Genomic DNA, 20,536 nt, shown 5'->3' with positions numbered 1-20,536 from the left:
GTTATTTCTTGTATTTCACCGTAAACACTCTCGCATTCGCTGTATCCTTCACATTCTGATAAGTAATTGCGAGGTAATAAAGAGTTGTTTTATTCAATGAATCAACCGCGTAGCTTTTGCGGAAAGTTTCAATGGCCATGTTGTAATTCCCGGTTAACCCGTAAGCGCTCCCTAAATTGTTCAGCGCTGTAATGTCTTTCGGGTTTATTTCAGTCGATTTTTTAAACGCTTCGATAGCGTTCACGTAATCTTTTTTGCCGAAGTATGAAACACCAATTGTGTTATAGGCTTCCTGTTCGCCAAATCCTTTGGCAATTGCAGATCTCAGGCTTTCAATAGCCAGGTCGTAATTGCCGGTACGGTAATAGGAGTTGCCAAGTGTTGAATAGGCTTTGCCATCGCTGGGATTGTATCGCGTGGCGAGCAAAGCGGTCTCGATCGCTTTCGGATAATTTTTTCGCTGGTAATAAGCTGTGCTTAAATTAAGATATGTACCGGGGTCAATAGAGTCAATATGCGCGGATATTTCCAACTCCTTTATCACTTCATCCAGTACGTCCATCTTTTTTAACGAATCAGTTTCTGTAAAGGCTTTTCTGAACATCAGTTCTGTTCCGTAGTTATAATGTGTACGCGAACTGCCGGACGACGCTGTTACATCTTTTGCAAATAGCGTAAAGTTATTTTCCCAGTCGGCATTGCGTGTAAAAACTTTAGCCGAGAAAGCTAATACTATAACAAGGATCGTTAGTAATGGTTTTGAATAGCTTTTATAAAAATCTGCGATTGATGAAAATGGTTTTTCCCGGAGATCACTTTTGGTGTAATTTAAAATGAACCAGGCAACCCCAATGCTGAATGCAAGAGATGGAGCATAAAGCATCCGGTCGGCCATTGTAGCGCCGATAAGCATGAAAACATTCGATACCATTGACATACCGGTTAAATAAAATAGTATAATGTAGGCATACATATTTTTCCGCTTGAACGACTTTAACGCATAAATAAAAAGTCCGACATGAATAAGTAAACTAAGTAATACAATAGGGTTACTGAATCCCGTGGCCGGAAACTGGTTGAATGAGTAATCATACGATAGCGGATGTGGTATGAACAGCAGCTTTAGATAGTGCCCTAAGATCAATATCGCGGTAGCCAAGCGGCTTGCCAGGTTTGGTGCGGCCACGAGCGCGTTATCATGATAGGAGTAGGTGTGTGTCGGGGGACCGTGTGAAATAACATATTCGTGAAGCACGATAAATGCAAGCGCCACAGCGCCAAGCTGAGCTGTTATGCGGATTATCTTTTTATTGTCGGCTGTCATGAAAAAATAAAGTGTAAGCGGTATGATGCCTAAGTATACCAATGCTCCTTCTTTTGAAAACAATGACAGGAAAAAGCAAACAAGTGCCAATATTAAATTTTTGTTCAGGTTTTTTTGAACATAGAGAAGAATGTTTGACAATGTGAGCAGGAAAAAAATAAAACACAGCAACTCGTCCCGGCTTTTAATATTCGCCACTACTTCTGTATGAGTGGGGTGTGTCGCAAACAAAAGAGTTATTGCAAATGGAAATATCACTGATCGGTCGGTGAACAAGCGGCGTAAAACATGAAACAACAATACAATTGTCAACGCGTAAAGCATAACGCTGATAAAATGACTGATATGCGGATTGTCCTTAAAGAACTGGTATTCTATAGCGAACGTTATCATCGACAATGGCCTGTATACACCCGAATTCTGATCCCAATAGCCCTGCCAGTAAAATGTTTTAAGCATGCTTGGTATTCCGGCGAAGCCCATCTTTGTAAATTTATTTTGCTGAATGCAGGCTACATCATCAAGAGCGTAATCATGGTTGATGGTATTAGTGTATAGAATGAATGTAAATGCAAAAAGGAAAAACCCAAGAACCCGTGTAAGGTTAAAAGAGTTACTTGCCAATTCCGGAATTGTTGCCGAAGAATGTTGCTGTACTTTTTCTTTTTGCTTTTTTTTGTTCATGTAGTTAAATACTCATGTCTCAAGTTAAAGGGCCGGAGAGGGATTCCAATTAATTTCAGCCAGGTCTTGTTTCCGCAACAGTTCATTTGTTTTTGAAAAATGTTTGCATCCGAAAAAACCATTATATGCCGAAAAGGGAGAAGGATGGGCGGCTTTTAAAATATAATGTTTAGCGCTGTCAATTAAAACTTCTTTTGCCTGTGCGAACCTGCCCCACAATAAAAACACCAGTCCTTTTTTGTTCTCCGATAGGTATTTGATAACAGCATCAGTAAAAATTTCCCAGCCTTTGTTCTGATGAGATCCGGGGTTATTGGCACGGACAGTTAAAGTGGCATTGAGCAATAATACTCCCTGGTCGGCCCAGGGTTCAAGATTACCGCTTTCCGGAATTGGTATACCCAGATCTGAATTAATTTCTTTAAAAATATTGACCAAAGATGGAGGTTGTTTAATACCAGGGCTCACAGAAAAGCAAAGTCCATTCGCTTGCCCGGCGCCGTGATAAGGATCCTGACCGATAATAACAACCTTTACTTTATCAAATGGTGTATGGTTAAATGCCGAAAATATCTTTGGTCCGGGAGGATAAACTATGTTTTTCTTCTTTTCTTCAACTAAAAACCGTTTTAAATCTGAAAAATAAGGGGCCTCAAATTGATTTTGCAGGGCAATTTTCCAGCTTTCGTCGATGGAAGGACTTATTGTAACGGTGTTCGTCATAGGTAATTAATTAGTTTCAAATAATAAAGTATTGTTATGTATATGAGGAACATAAAAATATTAAAAAATAAAGTGCAGGCTATTGTGTTTTTAAATATATTTCACAATATTTGCAAAGTACATTAATTGAATTTCATATATAAAGTCCAATTCTTTATACAAATAAAATGCCCATACAACTGATGGATTATTGATTGGAAGTGAATGTGGCATGCTGTTTGTAAATAATCATTAACTTTAAAAATTAAACAAAAGATATATATGAAAAAGATAACTGTTATTGCAGCTATTGCGGTGTTATTCATTGTTTTCTTAAGCTCTTGTAAAACACACGAAAAATGCCCGGCTTATACTAAAGCACCAAATATTAATGATCAGGCTTTGGTGAAAAATTCCTGAGAGATAATAAACTTATTGTAAACGACCATGATTCTATACGGATCATGGTCGTTTGTTTTTTGGCATTTCCGATCCGTTAAATTTATCCCGGATAAACAAAGTCTAAGGTTTGTTTAAGATCGGGATGCAGGCTTTTCGCAACAGGGCAGGTACGGGCTGCATTCTCAAGTAATTCCTTTTCTTTCAAGCTGTAGTTTTTTGGCAAGATCATTTTTACAATAATTTCACCGACCCGCCTTGGATCAGATTTCATGATCTTAGTTATTTCAACCTGTGTACCGGTCATGTCAATGGCATGACGGTTGGCTATAATTCCCATAATTGTTAACATACAGCATCCCAGCGAAGTGCTCAAAAGATCTGTGGGTGAAAACGCTTCTCCTTTACCCTGGTTATCGGTCGGAGCATCCGTGATCAGCTGCTTGCCCGATTGCCTGTGGATGGCTTCAGTCCTGAGGTTGCCGAGGTATTTTATGACAGAAGTTTGCATGGTATTAATTGGGTATTGAGGTGTTATTTTAATATATTTGTTAGTCTAATTGTAAAGGTATACCGATGTTTCGGAAAATCATAATTACTTCTGTCTCGCTGTTTGTTTCCGGCTTTATTTTTGCCCAGGATGCAACAACATTGGTTCAAAGCGGGGTAGATATCAATGTGATGTATCGCAATGAAGCGGTGTTTGGTTTGCTGGCCCATTCCAATGGGTTTGGAATGACCTATCGCAGGGCAAAACACGTAACCGGTACACGTAAACGCGTATTGGAAGTGGAGCTTGTGAATATGAGTCATCCTAAAGAAATAAAGAGCGTTAATCCCTATTTTGAAAACTCAAAAGGGTTTTACTATGGGAAACTTAATTCAATTATCATTCCCCGTTTTGGTATTGGTTTTCAGAATGTGCTGTTCCGCAAAGCGGAGCGAAAAAGCGTTGAGATACGCTACTCTACTTATCTCGGAGCTTCTATTGCTTTAGCCAAGCCCGTTTATCTTGAAATACTCCACCAGACAAATATTAACAGTGAGTTTAATTTGTCAACGGAAAAATATGATCCGAATGAACATACATTCGATAAGATATATGGCCGCGCCCCTTACTTTAAAGGATTCGATGAGACGAAATTCTTCCCGGGCGGATATGCTAAATTTGCACTCAGTTTTGAGTATGCCGATCTGCGTAATGATATTAAAGTCATAGAAACAGGAATCACGCTTGACGCTTATCCTAAAGTAGTGCCTATAATGGCATATACAAATAACTACCAGCTGTTCCCTTCCATATACATCAGTCTCATATACGGTAAAAAATGGTTTTAATGACCGATGGCCGAATTAGTTGACAATACCTCTGTTCAGGAAGTCCCTGCCCGCAAAAAGCCCGATTGGCTGAGAGTGAAACTCCCGATCGGCAAAGAATATCTGCATGTTCGTAAAATAGTTGAAACACACAAGCTGCATACTATTTGTGAGAGTGGCAACTGCCCGAATATGGGCGAATGCTGGGGTGCGGGTACGGCTACTTTTATGATACTGGGAAATATATGTACCCGCTCCTGTGGATTTTGTTCAGTAGCAACAGGAAAACCCTTGCCCGTCGATAAAAATGAACCCGCCAGGGTTGCGGAATCGGTGCGGTTAATGAATGTAAAACACTGTGTAATTACCTCGGTTGATCGCGATGACCTGGAGGATGGTGGTGCTCATATTTGGGCTGAGACCATCTATGCCATCCGTAAGGTTAGTCCCGAAACAAAATTTGAAACATTAATACCTGATTTCAGGGGAAACTGGGAGAATCTTCAGGTGGTGCTTGATGCCAAACCGGATATATTATCTCATAATTTGGAAACAGTAAGGCGGTTGACAAGGCAGGTGAGGGTACAGGCAAAATACGACAGGAGCCTGGAGGTGTTGCAAAGAGCCAAAGAAGCCGGGTTGCGTACAAAATGTGGTGTTATGCTTGGTTTGGGTGAAACTGAAACCGAAGTAATTGAAACGATGAATGACCTGAGAAGTGTTGATTGCAATGTCTTAACCCTCGGACAATACCTTCAACCTACCAAAAAGCATTTGCCTGTTACTGAGTTCGTTCACCCCGATATCTTTGCTCGCCTCGGGCAGATTGCTCATGAAAAGGGTTTTATATATGTTGAAAGCGGCCCGCTCGTGCGCTCTTCTTACCATGCTGAAAGGCATGTGTTTTAAAAACAGAGACTTTTCTCCGTTTACTCAACGTTTTCGCAATTCATGGGCTTAAACCAACCGTTAAATAATTTGCATTAAAAACAAGGCCAGATTTGTTGTAATCTTAAATTAATTTGTATTTTTAAAACCCTTAGAAATAAGGCATGAAGTTACCTGACGTATTTAAAACTTATTAAAACATAATACACATGAAATCAAAGTTGCTTTTTGCTGCTGTAAGTGTTGCATTTTGTTTAAATGTTGGCATTGTACATTCTCAGAATATTAATCCATGCGGTACTTCTGAATTACTTGAGAAGCAAATAAAGGAACACCCGGAGCTCCTGAAGCAAATGGAAGAGTTTCAGAAATATCAGGCTGATTTTGCTCAGAAACGCGCTGCTGCCAAAACATCTTCTGTTGCTAAATATATAATTCCGGTTGTATTCCATGTTATTCACAATTATGGGGCTGAGAATATTTCTGACGCGCAGATCAATGACGCGATAGCCGTTATTAACCGTGATTTTCAAAAGCTGAATGCTGATACAGCCACTGTTCAAGCTGAATTTAAGCCGTTAATTGCAAATTGCCAATTTGAGTTCCGCCTTGCGAAAAAAGATCCTGATGGAAAATGTACAAATGGGATAGAGCGGATTCAATCGTTGCAAACTTATGCTGGAGGTAGTGCCGCGAAACTTAATGCATGGCCTAAAGAAAAATACCTTAACATATGGACCGCCGCTGTGCTTAAAGATAGGCCAGGTGCTGCTGCATATGCTCAGTTTCCGACTTCTTCGGATGGTTTTTACGGCCCATTAGATGGAGTTATGTCGCTAAGTGATTATGTTGGAAGCATTGGTACTTCAAGTGCTTATAAATCAAGAACATTAACCCACGAAATAGGGCACTGGTTAAGTTTATTTCATCCCTGGAACTCCTCCGGAGAAACGGCAGGTGTGACATGTGGTGATGATGGAATCAGTGACACTCCTATAACAAAAGGATTTACAACTTGTCCATCTATTACGGATATTTGTACTATAGGGATAAAAGAAAATGTAGAAAATTATATGGATTACTCCTATTGCGGAAAAATGTTTACACTTGGCCAACAGGCTGCAATGGAAGCAACATTAAACAGCTCTGTGGCCGGAAGAAGTAATTTGTGGACACCTGCCAACTTAGCTGCTACAGGGGTTGATGGTTCTGTTACTACGACCTGTGCCCCCATAGCCGATTTTTATTCGTTCGGAAATTATGGCTGCAGCGGGGTTAATTTCCTTTTTTATGATGTATCCTGGAATGGCCAGGTTGATAACCGTACATGGACATTTAGTAACGCAACTCCATCCACTTCAACCCTGCAAAATGAAAGTGTTGTATTTAACACTACAGGCTGGCAAACAGTCAGTCTTACTGTTTCAAATACAAATGGATCGGATACAAAAACAGTTACCAAACAGGTATTTATCAGTGATCCTGTTGCAAGCCAGCGCACAGGTACAATTGTTGAAGATTTTGAAAATGCCGCCGAGTTTGATTCAGATTGGTTTGTTATTAATCAGCCGGTTGATATCAACAACTCTTCCAGCTGGCAATTGACAAACACAGCTTCACATTCAGGTTCAAAATCAATTATGCTTAATTCATTCTTCCCGAGTGGGTATCCTAATTTCCCTTTCAGCAGTGGTTCCGGCGATGTAGATGAATTTATAACTCCTTCAATTGATTTAACAGGAGTTAATCCGATATACCTTAATTTCTGGTATTCTTATGCGACAAAGGCCTTTAAATCGGCTGACATAACAGAATCTCTTAAAATATATTTCTCCTCTAATTGTGGGAAAAACTGGACATTAGATACAACTCTGAGTGGTGCGTCGTTCCTTACTGGCGGAAGTGTCAGCACGTCCTACGTACCCAATAATGCATCATTGTGGAAGATAAAGAGTGTGCTATTGTCTCCGTCAATTGCGAAAGGTAATATCCGGTTTAAATTTCAATATAACAGTAGCCCTTATTCAAACAATTTATATATTGATGATATAAATATCAGTGCGGATCGCAAAGTTGGAGTTATTGAAAATGAGAATTCTGTTAATTCACTTTCGGTATACCCGAATCCGGCCAATGAATCAGCTACCATCACTTATCACATCGATCAAAAGCAGGATGTTGAGTTAAGCCTTTATGACATTTTAGGAAACAAAGTAAAAACGCTGGTAGATCAAATGCAGGATGATGGGGATTATGCGTATAAAATAAGTAAGCAAAGTGTAGCTAAGGGAATGTATTTCATCCGCCTGAATATTGATAATAAAAATATTGCTGTAAAAAAGTTTATTTTGTTGGATTAGTTGTTTTGAAGTTTAACGGTGAAGGGCATTCTTAATTATAAGGATGCCCTTTTGCTTTGCCCCCTAAATTGCCTAAATGCGAATTTCCATTGGGCGATTTAGGCCAAGTCGTTAAATTAAAAGTAATGGTTTGTTGAGATAAGTCCGAAGGGCTTAACTTAATGACATTGCGATTTAGGAGGGCGAAATGAAGAGTAGAAAAAATATCAAACATAAACAGACTCTGACTACCTTTGATAAATAAATAGTTCTGCAAAATGACAAAAATTAAAGTTGCAATAAACGGTTTTGGCCGCATTGGCCGCACAACTTTCAGGGCATTGATGAAAAGGCCCTCAATTGAAGTTGTCGCTATAAACGATCTGGCAGACAGTAAAACGCTTGCGCACCTGCTTAAGTATGATTCTGTGCATGGGATCATTGATGCTGTGATCGGAAGTGAAGGCCAGTATATAATAGTTAACGGGAACAAAATAAACGTATATGCCGAAAAAGATCCATCCGTTTTACCCTGGAAAAAACACGGAGTGGATGTGGTGATCGAGGCCACCGGCCATAATCTCGATAGGGCAAGTGCGTCAAAACATTTGCAGGCTGGCGCGAAAAAGGTTGTCATTTCGGCCCCTTCAACCGATAGTGATGTGAAAACCATCGTGCTGGGCGTGAATGACAACCTGATTGAAAAGAGTGATGTGTTGTTCTCAAACGCTTCGTGCACCACGAATTGCGCCGCGCCTATGATAAAAATACTGGATGATCTGTGGACAATAGAAGATTGTTATGTTACAACGATTCATTCCTACACCGGTGATCAGCGTTTGCATGATGCGCCGCACAAAGACCTGCGCAGGGCCCGTGCGGCAGCACTTTCCATTATTCCTACTTCAACAGGTGCCGCCAAGGCGGTGACCAAAATTTTTCCCCATCTTGAAGGGAAAGTAGGAGGCTGTGGCATTCGCGTGCCGGTTCCTAATGGTTCCATAACCGATATTACCTGTGTATTGGCAAAACCAACAAGCGTTAATGAAATAAATGCGGCGTTTAAAAAAATCTCCGAGAGCAGCCTTAAAGGAATACTTGCCTATTGCGATGAACCTATTGTTTCAATAGATATTGTAGGGAACCCTCATTCCTGTGTGTATGATTCCGAATTTACTTCGGTTGTAGGTAATATGGTTAAGGTTATGGGCTGGTATGACAATGAAGCGGGTTACTCCAACCGGCTGGCTGATCTCATTCAGCGTATTTCTTAGCGGAACACTTGTAAGCGGTGTGAGTCCAGTTTGATAAAAATGAACAGGAGGATCGTGAACGACCATAACGAAGATCCGCCGTAACTGAAAAAGGGAAGTGGTATTCCTATTACCGGCGCCAAACCTATTGTCATCCCTACGTTTATCATCAGGTGAAAAAAGAAGATAGAGGCGACTCCATATCCGTAAATACGGCTGAATGGTGAACGTTGCCGCTCTGCCATAAAAATAATACGTATGATTAACGTAATGAATAATCCTATTATGGCGGTCGACCCAAGGAACCCCCATTCTTCCCCGACCGTGCAAAATATAAAGTCGGTATCCTGTTCCGGTACAAAATCAAATTTGGTTTGCGTTCCTTCCAGGTAGCCTTTTCCCAAAAAGCCGCCTGAGCCAATTGCAATTTTAGCCTGGTTTACATTATAGCCGGTTTTGTTTTTGTCCATCTCTTTTCCAAGAAAAACATTGATGCGTGTTTTTTGATAGCCTTCCAGTTTACGGAAAGCGAAATCGGTACCCAGCACAATGCCGCTGGTAATGATAAGGCTTACAATAATTACCAGGATATTATTTCTTTTTTTCTTCACTAATAAGAACGCAATAATAGCCAGAACCGCTAATGCCGCAATAACATAATATTTATTGAAAAGCAATGAAACAATAAAGAGTATGATGGCGGAAACGCCAAGCAACAAAAAGTTACCCGACAAGCCTTCCCGGTATAAAACAAAAATATAAGCAGCATAAACAAGCGCAACACCTGTTTCGTGCTGCAATATTATTATCAGCATGGGCAAGAGAATTATTATTGTTGAATAGATCTTGGTCGACAGATCGGTCATTTTGATGTTCATCCGGCTGAGGAATTTTGCCAGCGCGAGATTGACCGCAAATTTGGCAAATTCAGCGGGTTGAACACCTGTATTACCAAAGTATATCCATGATTTACTTCCTTTCACTTCTTTGCCAATGACCAATACCAGTAAAAGAGAGAGAATAGAGATAGCGTAAACAGGAAATGAAAAGGCCGTATAAAACTCTGAGTCAATGATGAGGATAATGATTGCAATGACAAAGGCGGTGCAGATCCAAAGCATTTGTTTTCCATACTTCTGGCTTATGTCAAAAATGTTTGCGTGATCCTCATTGTAAACAGCGGCATAAATATTTCCCCAACCCATTAAAATGAGCGCAAGGTAAATCCCGACTGTTATCCAGTCCACGTTTGCGAAAAGTCTGTTTGTACTTCTGGTTGGCATATCTGATGGTTCGTAATTTACACGATCAATTCTTCTTTTTATTTGTTTGCATTACATTTTCGATCAGATTTCCTTCAAACATTCTCTTTTCCATATCGGGTCGCGTTATGTATCCCCTGATATATTTTTCGATCATCAGACTGGCAATGGGGGCGGCCCATGCCGCCCCAAAGCCCGCGTTCTCAACCAATACGGCGACAGCGATCTTTGGGTTATCCTTTGGCGCGAAGGCTACAAATACCGAATGGTCCTTTCCATGCGGGTTTTGAGCAGTACCGGTTTTGCCGCACATGGTAATATCCTTTATTTTAACAGAAGCTCCTGTGCCGCTTTCAACTGTGAATGCCATTCCCTTGACTACATTATTGAAATAGGCTGTGTCGGTTACCAAAGGAAATTGTTTTTGTTTGAAGCGTTGAAGCTTAGGGTGGTCAGGATTGTTATTGATGGCTTTAATGATGTGCGGAATATAATAAAATCCACGGTTGGCGATTGTCGCTACCACATTTGCATTCTGAAGAGGTGTTATCAATAATTCCGCCTGTCCAATTCCCAGCGAAATAACAGTTGATGATTTCCATGAGCCTTTCCCGAAAACCTTATCGTAATATTTTACTGTTGGCACAAGTCCACGTAGTTCGTTTGGTAAGTCGGTGTTCAGCTTGCGGCCCACCCCAAAGCTAAGCGCATAATTGCGCCAGGCTTCAAAGCCTTCCGTAGTTGAATGGTATTTATCATTATCAACAATGCTTTTGAATACATAAGAATAATAAGAATTGCAGGAATGAGAAATAGATTCGTATAAGGCCAGAGGCGAACTGTGTGGGTGACACTTTGGTTTGCCACCCAGGGGAGGATAACCTCTTGCGCATGGATAACGTGTTTCCGGGTTAAGCACACCTTCCTGTTGGGCGATCAGGGCATCGATCAGTTTAAATGTTGAACCGGGTGGGTAGGAGGCCATTAATGCGCGGTTATACAGTGGGACAGCAATTGTGTCAAGTGCAAGTTTAGCATAATTTTTCGAGCGTGTACGGCCGACCAGCAGGTTTGGATCATAAGTAGGACTGGTAACAAGCGCCAGTATTTCGCCGGTGGAAGGCTCAATTGCAACAGCACTGCCGAATTTATTTTGCATAAGCAGTTCGCCGTATCGCTGCAACTCACGGTCGAGTGTACAGGTGAGCCCTTTGCCGGGAATGGAAAGGGTGTCGTATATACCATTCATAAAACTTCCTTTTTCGCGGTTGTGTACATCCACCATCATTATCTTAACGCCTTTTTTACCGCGGAGCTCTTCTTCGTATGATTTTTCAATGCCGCTGATACCAATATAGTCACCATCCTTGTAATAAGGGTTTGCATCAGTAATCGCTTTGTCTACCTCACCAACATATCCGAGGAGATGCGCGGCTGTGGGATACGGATATTTTCTCAGGGTACGTGACTGCACAAAGAACCCTTTGAAGCGGTACAGTTTTTCCTGCAAAGCGGCATAGGTTTCGGCCGATATCTGCTTTTCAAAAATGGAAGGCTTGCGCGGGGAGTTTGGCTTTTCCACTGCTTTCTTCATTCTTCGCATAAAGGATTCCCTGTCTATCCCAATGATTCTGCATAACAGAGCAGTGTCGATATTTTTGACCTGTTTGGGTAAGACCATCAGGTCGTATGCCGCCTCGTTAAAGACAAGCAATTTTCCTTTGCGGTCAAATATATAGCCGCGCGGAGGATATTGTGTGACATAGCGGAAGGCCTGGTTCTTGGCATCGAGTTTCAGGCTTTCATCAATGATCTGCAGGTAGAATAACCGGAAAATGTATACAATACCAATAAAAACAATAATACCGATAACAATATATTTTCTATCTGCCAGCTGGTTATTCATTCACCTTTCCTGCTCTTGGTTGAGAAGTATTGGATCAGTATGCATAATCCCAATGTAAACAGGCTGCTCATGATGACCCTGAAAAATGTAGAAAAGAATTCAGTTAAACGAAAAACCTCAATGTAAAATAATACAAGGTGATGCAATATGATCAGGACTCCTGCGCAGGAAATGAACCACGGAGTACCCATGTATCGTATTGTTGGCTGCATTCCGACCTCGTATCCTTCACGCGGCGCAAAAAATTTAAAAACAACGGGCCTGGAAAAGGCCATAAAAACTGAGGCTGCCGTGTGCATTCCGGGTGTGTCATAGAACATATCAACCGCAAGTCCCATGATAAAGCCCAATATCAATAACAATGGCTTGGGTGTTTCGAATGGAAGGGAGATAATGAAGAGTACATAAACAAACGGATTTATGAAACGCCCCAGCTCAACATTTTTAATGATGAGTGCCTGTGTTAGCAACAACAGGATAAAGCGAATGGTATTTCTTGTGATCTCGTTTAGCACTGTTAGTCTTTCTTATCTTTTTGTGATACAGCCTCAAGGCTGTCTTGCTCAGCTTTCATAGTGTTGTTAACGATATACACATATGATAATTTTTTGAATTGGGTAGACAATTTGACCCTGATCGTAAAAAAAGGCTCACCAGATCTGATCTCAAATTTGTCTATTGTGCCGATCAGAATATTTTTGGGGTAAGTTGAGCCATACGGACTGGTTACAATTGTATCACCTGCTTTCAACTTCACATGATTAGGAATATCCGTTAATGTAGCGTAATTGTAATCATCACCTTCCCATGCAAGAGGCCCGAAGCTGCCGTCCTTTTTAAGCATTGCGCTTATTCTTGAATCTTTGTGAAGGAGCGACATTACTGAACTGAAGTTTTGCGATACGCTTATTACTACACCAACCACCCCGTCGGTAGATACTACCGCCATATCGGGTTTTATACCTTGTAAAGTTCCCCGGTCGAGGGTTAAATAGTTGTTCCGGCGATTGGTAGAATTGTTAACCACGCGCGCGCTGATGTATTCATATTTTTGCTTACGGGAACTGTCATTCACCGTATAGTGATTCGCGGAAGTGTTGATGAAAGAAGATGTTGAGAGCGTATGAAGTAATGCATTTTCACGCGACAATTGTTCATTCGTATATTTCAGATTAAAGTAGTCATTAACATCGGCATACATCTGAAAGATACCCCCGCTTATTTTATTTGTTGAATTGATAAAACTGGTTCGGTGGTATGCATTATTCTGAACAAGAAAAAACACACAGATGACCTCAAGGGAAACAAACAACAGCGTAAAATTATTTTTCCATAAAAATAATACGAGGTTGCGCATGGTTTAAATATAGTGGTGCATACAGCACAGGATCAAATTTAATTATGAACGGATGAGGAACTTGAACTTGTCAATGTTTTTCAATGCGATACCTGTTCCACGGGCTACCGCACGAAGCGGGTCTTCCGCAACATGTACAGGCAGCTTTGTTTTTAATGAAATTCGTTTATCCAGGCCGCGCAGCATGGATCCTCCGCCTGCCAGGTATATGCCGGTACGATAAATGTCGGCCGAAAGCTCAGGAGGCGTCATCTCAAGGGCGTTCAAAATAGCTTCTTCAACTTTTGAGATCGATTTGTCGAGGGCATGTGCGATTTCAACGTATGAAACATAAATTTCTTTTGGAATACCGGTCATCAGATCCCGTCCATGTACAGCGTAGTCTGGTGGAGGATTATCAATCTCAGTCATAGCGGCTCCGACTTCAATTTTTACACGTTCAGCGGAGCGTTCGCCGATTAAAATATTATGCTGTCTGCGCATATATTCCTCAATGTCGCTTGTGAATTCATCACCTGCGGTGCGTATCGATTTATCACACACAATACCTCCAAGCGCAATAACGGCGATCTCACTGGTGCCGCCACCTATGTCAATGATCATGTTACCCATAGGTTCTTCAACATCAATGCCGATACCGATAGCGGCTGCCATTGGTTCATGTATCAGGTAAACTTCTTTTGCGCCTGCGTGCTCGGCAGAGTCACGTACCGCCCGTTTTTCTACCTCTGTGATGCCCGATGGAATGCAAATCACCATCCGTAAAGAAGGTGTAAACAAGCGTCTGCCGGGGTGGATCATTTTTATCATTCCACGGATCATTTCTTCAGCGGCGTGGAAGTCGGCAATTACCCCGTCTTTCAGCGGGCGTATCGTTTTTATATTCTCATGGGTCTTACCATGCATTTGTTGCGCCTGGCGGCCGACAGCTATCACTTTTCCGCTATTACGGTCAATTGCCACGATCGAAGGCTCATCAACCACCACTTTATCATTGTGAATAATAATGGTGTTCGCGGTGCCAAGGTCAATCGCTATTTCTTCGGTTAAAAAATTAAAGGCCATGTTTTTATTTAGGATTAAGGATTTGCGATTTAGGATTTAATAAATCGTAACCTGTTAATTATAATTTTTATTTGTAATTCATCAATGTTTAAAGTGTCTTGTTCCAGTCATTACCATAGCGATATCATGTGCATCGCAATAGGCAATAGAGTCTTTATCTTTTATTGATCCTCCGGGCTGAATAACAGCTGTGATACCCGCTTTGCCGGCGATCTCCACGCAATCGGGGAATGGAAAAAATGCATCAGATGCCATTACCGCGCCTTTCAGATCGAATTTAAAATCAGTAGCCTTTTGTATAGCCTGTTTCAAAGCGTCAACCCGCGATGTTTGTCCTACACCACTTGCGCAAAGCTGTTTGTTTTTTGCCAGTACAATTGTATTTGATTTGGTATGTTTCACCAGTTTGTTCGCGAATTCAAGGTCGGTTTTTTCAGTGTCAGTTGGGCTTTGTTTTGTCACCACTTTCATGTCGGAAACAGTTTCGGTTTTCAGATCTTTGTCCTGTTCAATAACCCCATTCAATAAAGTGCGGAATGTTTTGACCGCCAGTTTCACTTGTTTTTGTTTTAAAATAATGCGGTTTGGTTTTTGCTTCAGCAGTTCAATTGCTTTAGCATCATAATCGGGCGCGATGATAACTTCAAAAAAGAGTTTATTTATTTCGCTTGCCGTTTCAGCATCAAGCTTTACGTTTGTTACAAGCACTCCCCCAAAGGCCGATACGGGATCTCCCGCCAGCGCGTCTTTCCAGGCATCAACTAATTTCGGACGGGAAGCAAGTCCGCAGGCATTGTTGTGTTTAAGTATGGCGAAAGTTGTATCTGTATATTCAGCAATTAGGTGAACAGCAGCGTCAACATCCAGCAGGTTGTTGTACGAAAGTTCTTTTCCGTTCAAAACTTCAAACAGTTCATCCATCTTGCCATAGAAAACACCTTGTTGGTGCGGGTTCTCGCCGTAGCGGAGTATTTTGGAAGCTGTAATGCTTTGTTTAAAAACATTCAGCTTTTCAGTTGTGTTGAAATAATTAAAAATGTTTGTGTCGTAATGCGAGGAAGTGTTGAATGCCTGTGCAGCCAATTGTTTCCGATCGGGAAGCGTGGTTGAACCTTTGTGGTCGTTCAATAATTTCAACAGGTGCGTATATTGATCACGTGATGAAACAATAACAACATCTTTAAAATTTTTAGCGGCTGCACGGATAAGAGAGATGCCGCCAATGTCAATCTTCTCAATGATCGTGGCTTCGTCGTTTGTTTTAGCGACAGTTTCCTCAAAAGGGTAGAGGTCAACGATCACCAGGTCGAGTTCAGGTATTTCGTATTCTTCAAGCTGTAGCAGGTCGCTTTGTAATTCGCGCCGGCCAAGTATGCCGCCGAAAATTTTCGGGTGTAATGTTTTAACACGACCACCCAAAATAGATGGGTAGCTGGTAAGGTTTTCAACGGGTGTAACAGTAACACCTAACTTTTCAATAAACTCCTGTGTACCTCCTGTACTGAAAATTTTCACTCCAAGTTCACTCAGCTTATGAATGATCGGTTCTAAATTATCTTTGTAATAGACGGAAATTAACGCGTTTTTGATCTTTTTTAATCCACTCATGTGTCCGATTATTGATAAACAAAATTATGCGTTTTTTAGAGCTAAAATCAAGATAATGAGCATTGTTGATAACTATTGATTGTTCATAATGTTGAGCAAAAAGGAAAGCCGTAAGCATGGAATATTGGGAAAGTTTAACAACTGTTTTTTGCTTTTCAATTTAAAGATTCATTCATCCGATTTTTAAAATCTCCTTTACTGATTTTGGTACTTTTGTTCAAATGTTATTCTTAACTATTTTCAAGGAGAGTGTTCTTTTCGCGATCCACGCATTGGTGGTAAACAAGCTTCGTACGTTCTTGTCGCTGCTGGGGATCACTATAGGGATATTCGCTATAATCAGCGTATTTACTGTAGTCGACTCCCTTGAAACAGGACTCAGAAAAAGTGTTTCATCACTTGGCGATAATGTTGTTTTTGTCCAAAAGTGGCCCTGGACGTTTGGTCCCAATTACCCCTGGTGGAAATACATCAACCGGCCTTTGCCTCGCGTGAACGAACTCGGGTTCATACAACGGAAATCGAAGTGTACGGATGCTGCTACCCTTACTATATCGGGCCGGAGAACGGTGAAGTACCAGAGCAGCAGTGTCGCAAATGCCGAAATAGTGGCCGTTTCGCATGATTACGACAGAGTTAAATTCCTCGACCTGGAACAGGGCCGGTATTTTACTGATATCGAATCGGCCGGGGGCCGGAACATAGCAGTGGTAGGAGCTGCTATTGCAGAGGGATTGTTCCCGGGCGGTAATGCAATGGGTAAAGAGGTGAAAATTGCCGGACGGAATGTTATGATCATTGGTATTATTAAAAAGCAGGGAGAAGGCATCAATATTTTTGGCACAACGGATAACCAGGTTATTTTGCCGATCAATTTTGTGCGAAGCATAATTGATATCAATAGTGATAATATTGACCCCTCTATTATGGTGAAAGCTAAAGCAGGAGTGAGTAATGATCAGTTGATAGATGAGCTCCGCGGGATCATGCGCGCGGTGCGTAAGTTAAAGCCCAAAGCGGACGATGATTTCGCGCTGAACCAAAGCAGCCTCATATCAAAACAGTTTGATAGTTTGTTTGATATTGTTGGAGTTGTGGGTTGGATAATAGGAGGCTTTTCAATATTGGTTGGCGGTTTCGGAATAGCGAACATTATGTTTGTATCTGTAAAGGAACGTACTCCTATAATCGGGATTCAAAAGGCATTGGGCGCGAAGCGATATTTTATATTGATGCAGTTTTTAACGGAAGCCGTTGTGCTCAGCGTGATCGGCGGGATAGTAGGCCTTGTGGTGGTATATGCCGGAACCCTCATTGTTGGATATATGGATATAATGGATATCAGTTTATCTTTTGGAAATATTATGATGGGACTCATTATATCAGGGGTTATCGGTGTGATATCCGGCTTTGTGCCTTCCTATACCGCGTCGCGACTGGATCCTGTAGAGGCGATCAGGAGTAATTAGAAAAAATGAAGAATTATAGATTTGTTGAATCGAGGAATTTTGAAATCAACAAATCTATAGCTCAACTCAATAATTCAAAAGGCGTACTCCGTTAAATAATTATATTGAGAAGTTAACTTGCCATTCTCACAAATTGTAGCTCTTGCAATAAGTCCTGTTGTGTCCTTTCCAAACAGGGCCGGGATAACCCTTTCTGTAAGTTCTTTGCCAAAATCCTCCGATGAATCGCGCGGCAATTCGCAGGGTAAATTATCAACTGCCATTATAGTAATGGTGTTTGCGCTGAATGGAGCGTCTTCTTTTTCTGTTGCCGGGTTGTAACCATAAAATGGTTCCGGTATTGAGCTTGCGCGTATTGTACTTGGTATGGAGCCTTCAATGTCGCAGGTAATGTCGGCAATAACACTGATGCGGAAGTCGGGCGACTTCATATCTTCCTTTGTAAAAAAATGTGCCGATCGTGGATCCCAGAAATGAGCCACTACAAGCAGATCGCAATTTTTCGCGTAGGGCAAAAATTTCGGCATATAATTTTCCGGGTGAGAATAAAAATCCCTGGAGTTCCATGCCGAGCCATCTTTCGCTTCAAAATAATCTTTTGAGTGCAGCTGGCAGTATACAGGTTCGCGATACAGGCAATGCGAAAATTCGAAGGGTGTTACCTTTCTTATTTTTAAAGCACCAAGTGTTTCTATAGCGCCATTCGCCACACGTCCGCCGCCCGTAAGTAATATTTTAATATTCGACAAACGAACCTTCTTTAATTCCTCTTCCATTTCAGCCCTGTCATGGCAAAGGTTTGCAGGCTTGATATCAAATAAATTATATTTTTTTCCATAACCTAAAATGCCATTGTAGGCACCAACAATTCCGGCATAACGTCCAAATCCTATGATGCGGTTATGGTTTATGTCGGTAAGACATTCGTAATCAACCATCGTGATTTTTTTGGCAATAAGCCCCTTCATGAGCTTTTGGTTGTGCGGCTGCTTCTTAATGGTATGCGAAAAAAACAAATATTTTTTTCCTGGAATTAAGGCATCAACAGGCACTTCTTTGATACCTATCAGAATGTCACAATGGCTGATGTCTTCCTGCAATGTCAGTCCCAAAGACCGGTATTCGTCATCCGTATAGCAGCGTATCGGACTTGGTTGAATATATATTTCGAGCTCCGGGTATTCTTTTAATAATTCCTTGCATTGTAATGGAGTAAAGGGTACGCGCTTATCTGGGGGTGTTTTGCCTTCGCGTAGGATGCCAAATTTCATGTGCAATAGTTTTAGGTTCAGGTTTTAGAGGATTATTAACCTGAAACCTGAAACCAATTTAACTTAATAAAGGTACAGTTTTTGCTAATTATCCATAACTTAGTAAAGTATTACAAACATATGGGGTCGACAGGCTTTTTGACAGCAGGTGAAATTGATTTGTAAGCATGCCGGGTGTTGTGAACGTGACCCGTTAATCCCAATTCTCAAATTCTAAGCGACGCTAATACGTACGCTCTTGCTGCTTAATACCAAGTATTAATTAGCAATGTTTCACGGGAAGCTCCTCCTTACTGCGTCCCTGTTGAAGCACGGAAAATGTGAGGATAGTTGCAAAGCGCTTCGATTTGCAGCGAAACTAAAGAAGCTAAGTATGCTGATGGCCCGCCCGTTTGCCAAAGCATATCGAAAACCAAAAGCAGGATAAGCATGTAGAAAGCTCTTCGATTGTCTGTTGGACCTGGGTTCAAATCCCAGCGACTCCACTGAATACACAGAAACCCTCAGAAATGGGGGTTTTTGTTGTTTATATATAGAAAATAAATGTTGTATTTTTATTTCTATGGAAGCAAAACCAATTGTTTTGATTATTGGAGCAGGAGCATCTCATGATTTGCATCCTGAATTTGGATTGGGTTCTCACCTGATACAGCATATTTCCGATAGGGTTACTGATAGAACATCACCTCATGATCGTTATCTATCAAACTTATTGTTAGAACTTAAAGAGGAGGGTATTAATACTTCCGTATGCTGGGACTTTGTTCATCATTTAGATGAGTACAGGCGTAGAGTAAAGCCCGCAAGTATTGATGAGTTTTTAAATGAGACCGATACTTATCCAGAATTTATTGCTGTCAGAACCAAATTTGAAACAATCGGATACTTCTCAATCTTGTTCAATATTTTAGGTTATGAGGGAGCTATTAAAAAAAGGCCGATAAATGGAGAAACCTGGATAGACACTCTTGCCAAAATTATAGATGAAAAGGGAATATGTTTAACTCCTAATGAAAGGCGATTAAACATTATTACATTCAACTATGATCGTAATATTGAACACTTACTATATACACACGACAGATTTAAAGAACGCCAACACCAAATTAGTGCGTTTATAAATAAATCTATTGTTCATGTTTATGGAAAAGTAGGAGACCTAAAATGGCAGAATCCTTCTAAATTTTTTGATTATGGGGAAGATAATAACGATTGGAAAAAAATTCTAGCTAATAAAGATGCTATCAAAATAATGTATAAAAACAGAATGACTGATGAAGTTGAAGACAAAGTATTTAATTGGCTGCATTGGAGGCCACATGTAGAAGTTTTCACTCTGGGATTCAGTTGGGATATGTTAAATTATAATCTACTTAGGCTTCGGGAACTATATAGGGATAATACAGAATTGATAGTAAATATCCATCCGTATAATGATGATGAGTTTGTTTACAGAAGAGCTATGGCTACAAAAGTCAGATCTGTAGTACCAACTGCCCAATTTAAATACTTGTCTTGTGCAGAGTTTTTAAATGAAACGCTTAATGAGAAACTCTAATTATTAAGAGACTTATTCGGATACCTCAGGCATCTTCACTCCATAGGTCGCCAGCAGGATAAGCATGTAGAAAGCTCTTCGATTGTCTGTTGGACCTGGGTTCAAATCCCAGCAGCTCCACCTTCGCCCGCCGA

Annotated in this window: 17 protein-coding genes and 1 other RNA gene; 8 read left to right on the top strand and 10 right to left on the bottom strand. The window is 40.9% G+C overall.

Going from position 1 to position 20,536, the window contains the following annotated elements; all coding sequences use genetic code 11:
- Window position 1: 1 nt before the first annotated feature.
- Window positions 2-2,008 carry a tetratricopeptide repeat protein gene (locus HYU69_03110; GenBank protein MBI2269326.1) on the bottom strand — a complete coding sequence of 669 codons (2,007 nt, stop codon included), beginning with the start codon at window positions 2,006-2,008 and terminating at the stop codon, window positions 2-4.
- 24 nt (window positions 2,009-2,032) lie between these two features.
- Window positions 2,033-2,731 carry a uracil-DNA glycosylase gene (ung, locus tag HYU69_03105; GenBank protein MBI2269325.1) on the bottom strand — a complete coding sequence of 233 codons (699 nt, stop codon included), beginning with the start codon at window positions 2,729-2,731 and terminating at the stop codon, window positions 2,033-2,035.
- Window positions 2,732-2,992: 261 nt separating this feature from the next.
- Between ung and HYU69_03100 the strand changes: the two genes are divergently transcribed.
- Window positions 2,993-3,130, top strand: coding sequence for a hypothetical protein (locus HYU69_03100; GenBank protein ID MBI2269324.1), 138 nt, complete (start codon window positions 2,993-2,995; stop codon window positions 3,128-3,130).
- Between the two features lie 82 nt (window positions 3,131-3,212).
- Here the strand turns inward: HYU69_03100 and HYU69_03095 are convergent, their stop codons facing one another.
- On the bottom strand, window positions 3,213-3,620 hold the full coding sequence (locus tag HYU69_03095; protein MBI2269323.1) for an OsmC family protein: 408 nt from the start codon (window positions 3,618-3,620) through the stop codon (window positions 3,213-3,215).
- Window positions 3,621-3,685: 65 nt separating this feature from the next.
- Between HYU69_03095 and HYU69_03090 the strand changes: the two genes are divergently transcribed.
- The 4 genes from HYU69_03090 to gap all read left to right on the top strand — a co-directional run bounded on the left by HYU69_03090 (window position 3,686) and on the right by gap (window position 8,927).
- Window positions 3,686-4,447, top strand: coding sequence for a hypothetical protein (locus HYU69_03090; protein ID MBI2269322.1), 762 nt, complete (start codon window positions 3,686-3,688; stop codon window positions 4,445-4,447).
- A gap of 6 nt (window positions 4,448-4,453) precedes the next feature.
- Window positions 4,454-5,335, top strand: a complete 882-nt coding sequence (gene lipA, locus HYU69_03085; protein ID MBI2269321.1) for a lipoyl synthase — start codon at window positions 4,454-4,456, stop codon at window positions 5,333-5,335.
- A gap of 188 nt (window positions 5,336-5,523) precedes the next feature.
- Complete coding sequence (locus HYU69_03080; protein ID MBI2269320.1) at window positions 5,524-7,674, top strand: T9SS type A sorting domain-containing protein; 2,151 nt, start codon at window positions 5,524-5,526, stop codon at window positions 7,672-7,674.
- A 257-nt stretch (window positions 7,675-7,931) separates the two neighbouring features.
- Window positions 7,932-8,927, top strand: coding sequence for a type I glyceraldehyde-3-phosphate dehydrogenase (gap, locus tag HYU69_03075; GenBank protein ID MBI2269319.1), 996 nt, complete (start codon window positions 7,932-7,934; stop codon window positions 8,925-8,927).
- Here the strand turns inward: gap and rodA are convergent.
- The 6 genes from rodA to purH all read right to left on the bottom strand — a co-directional run bounded on the left by rodA (window position 8,924) and on the right by purH (window position 16,104).
- Entirely contained in the window at window positions 8,924-10,189 is a 1,266-nt protein-coding gene (rodA, locus tag HYU69_03070) for a rod shape-determining protein RodA (protein MBI2269318.1), read from the bottom strand. The two genes, gap and rodA, sit on opposite strands and share 4 nt — an antisense overlap.
- Before the next feature lie 25 nt (window positions 10,190-10,214).
- The gene (gene mrdA, locus HYU69_03065) at window positions 10,215-12,074 is read right to left on the bottom strand and encodes a penicillin-binding protein 2 (protein ID MBI2269317.1); all 1,860 of its coding nucleotides are present in this window, start codon (window positions 12,072-12,074) and stop codon (window positions 10,215-10,217) included.
- Window positions 12,071-12,589 carry a rod shape-determining protein MreD gene (mreD, locus tag HYU69_03060; protein ID MBI2269316.1) on the bottom strand — a complete coding sequence of 173 codons (519 nt, stop codon included), beginning with the start codon at window positions 12,587-12,589 and terminating at the stop codon, window positions 12,071-12,073. Before mreD ends, mrdA begins: the two co-directional genes overlap by 4 nt.
- A 2-nt stretch (window positions 12,590-12,591) precedes the next feature.
- Window positions 12,592-13,431: a rod shape-determining protein MreC gene (gene mreC, locus HYU69_03055; protein MBI2269315.1), complete on the bottom strand. Its 840-nt coding sequence runs from the start codon at window positions 13,429-13,431 to the stop codon at window positions 12,592-12,594.
- Between the two features lie 42 nt (window positions 13,432-13,473).
- Window positions 13,474-14,496, bottom strand: coding sequence for a rod shape-determining protein (locus HYU69_03050; GenBank protein MBI2269314.1), 1,023 nt, complete (start codon window positions 14,494-14,496; stop codon window positions 13,474-13,476).
- A gap of 81 nt (window positions 14,497-14,577) precedes the next feature.
- A complete protein-coding gene (gene purH, locus HYU69_03045; GenBank protein ID MBI2269313.1) occupies window positions 14,578-16,104 on the bottom strand; it encodes a bifunctional phosphoribosylaminoimidazolecarboxamide formyltransferase/IMP cyclohydrolase in 1,527 nt (508 codons plus the stop codon).
- A gap of 221 nt (window positions 16,105-16,325) precedes the next feature.
- Here purH and HYU69_03040 point away from each other — a divergent pair, with 221 nt between their 5' ends.
- The gene (locus HYU69_03040) at window positions 16,326-17,573 is read left to right on the top strand and encodes an ABC transporter permease (GenBank protein MBI2269312.1); all 1,248 of its coding nucleotides are present in this window, start codon (window positions 16,326-16,328) and stop codon (window positions 17,571-17,573) included.
- Between the two features lie 74 nt (window positions 17,574-17,647).
- On the opposite strand, the gene HYU69_03035 is transcribed toward HYU69_03040, so the two are convergent.
- Window positions 17,648-18,844, bottom strand: coding sequence for an alanine dehydrogenase (locus HYU69_03035; GenBank protein MBI2269311.1), 1,197 nt, complete (start codon window positions 18,842-18,844; stop codon window positions 17,648-17,650).
- Between the two features lie 122 nt (window positions 18,845-18,966).
- Here HYU69_03035 and ssrA point away from each other — a divergent pair.
- Window positions 18,967-19,332: a transfer-messenger RNA gene (ssrA, locus tag HYU69_03030) on the top strand.
- Window positions 19,333-19,406: 74 nt separating this feature from the next.
- Window positions 19,407-20,402: a hypothetical protein gene (locus tag HYU69_03025; protein ID MBI2269310.1), complete on the top strand. Its 996-nt coding sequence runs from the start codon at window positions 19,407-19,409 to the stop codon at window positions 20,400-20,402.
- The last annotated feature ends 134 nt before the right edge of the window (window positions 20,403-20,536 follow it).

It is taken from the genome of Bacteroidota bacterium (assembly GCA_016183775.1).
Lineage (GTDB): Bacteria > Bacteroidota > Bacteroidia > JABDFU01 > JABDFU01 > JABDFU01.
Note: the sequence above shows the minus strand (reverse complement) of the source record. Positions and strands in the feature narration are given on the sequence as shown.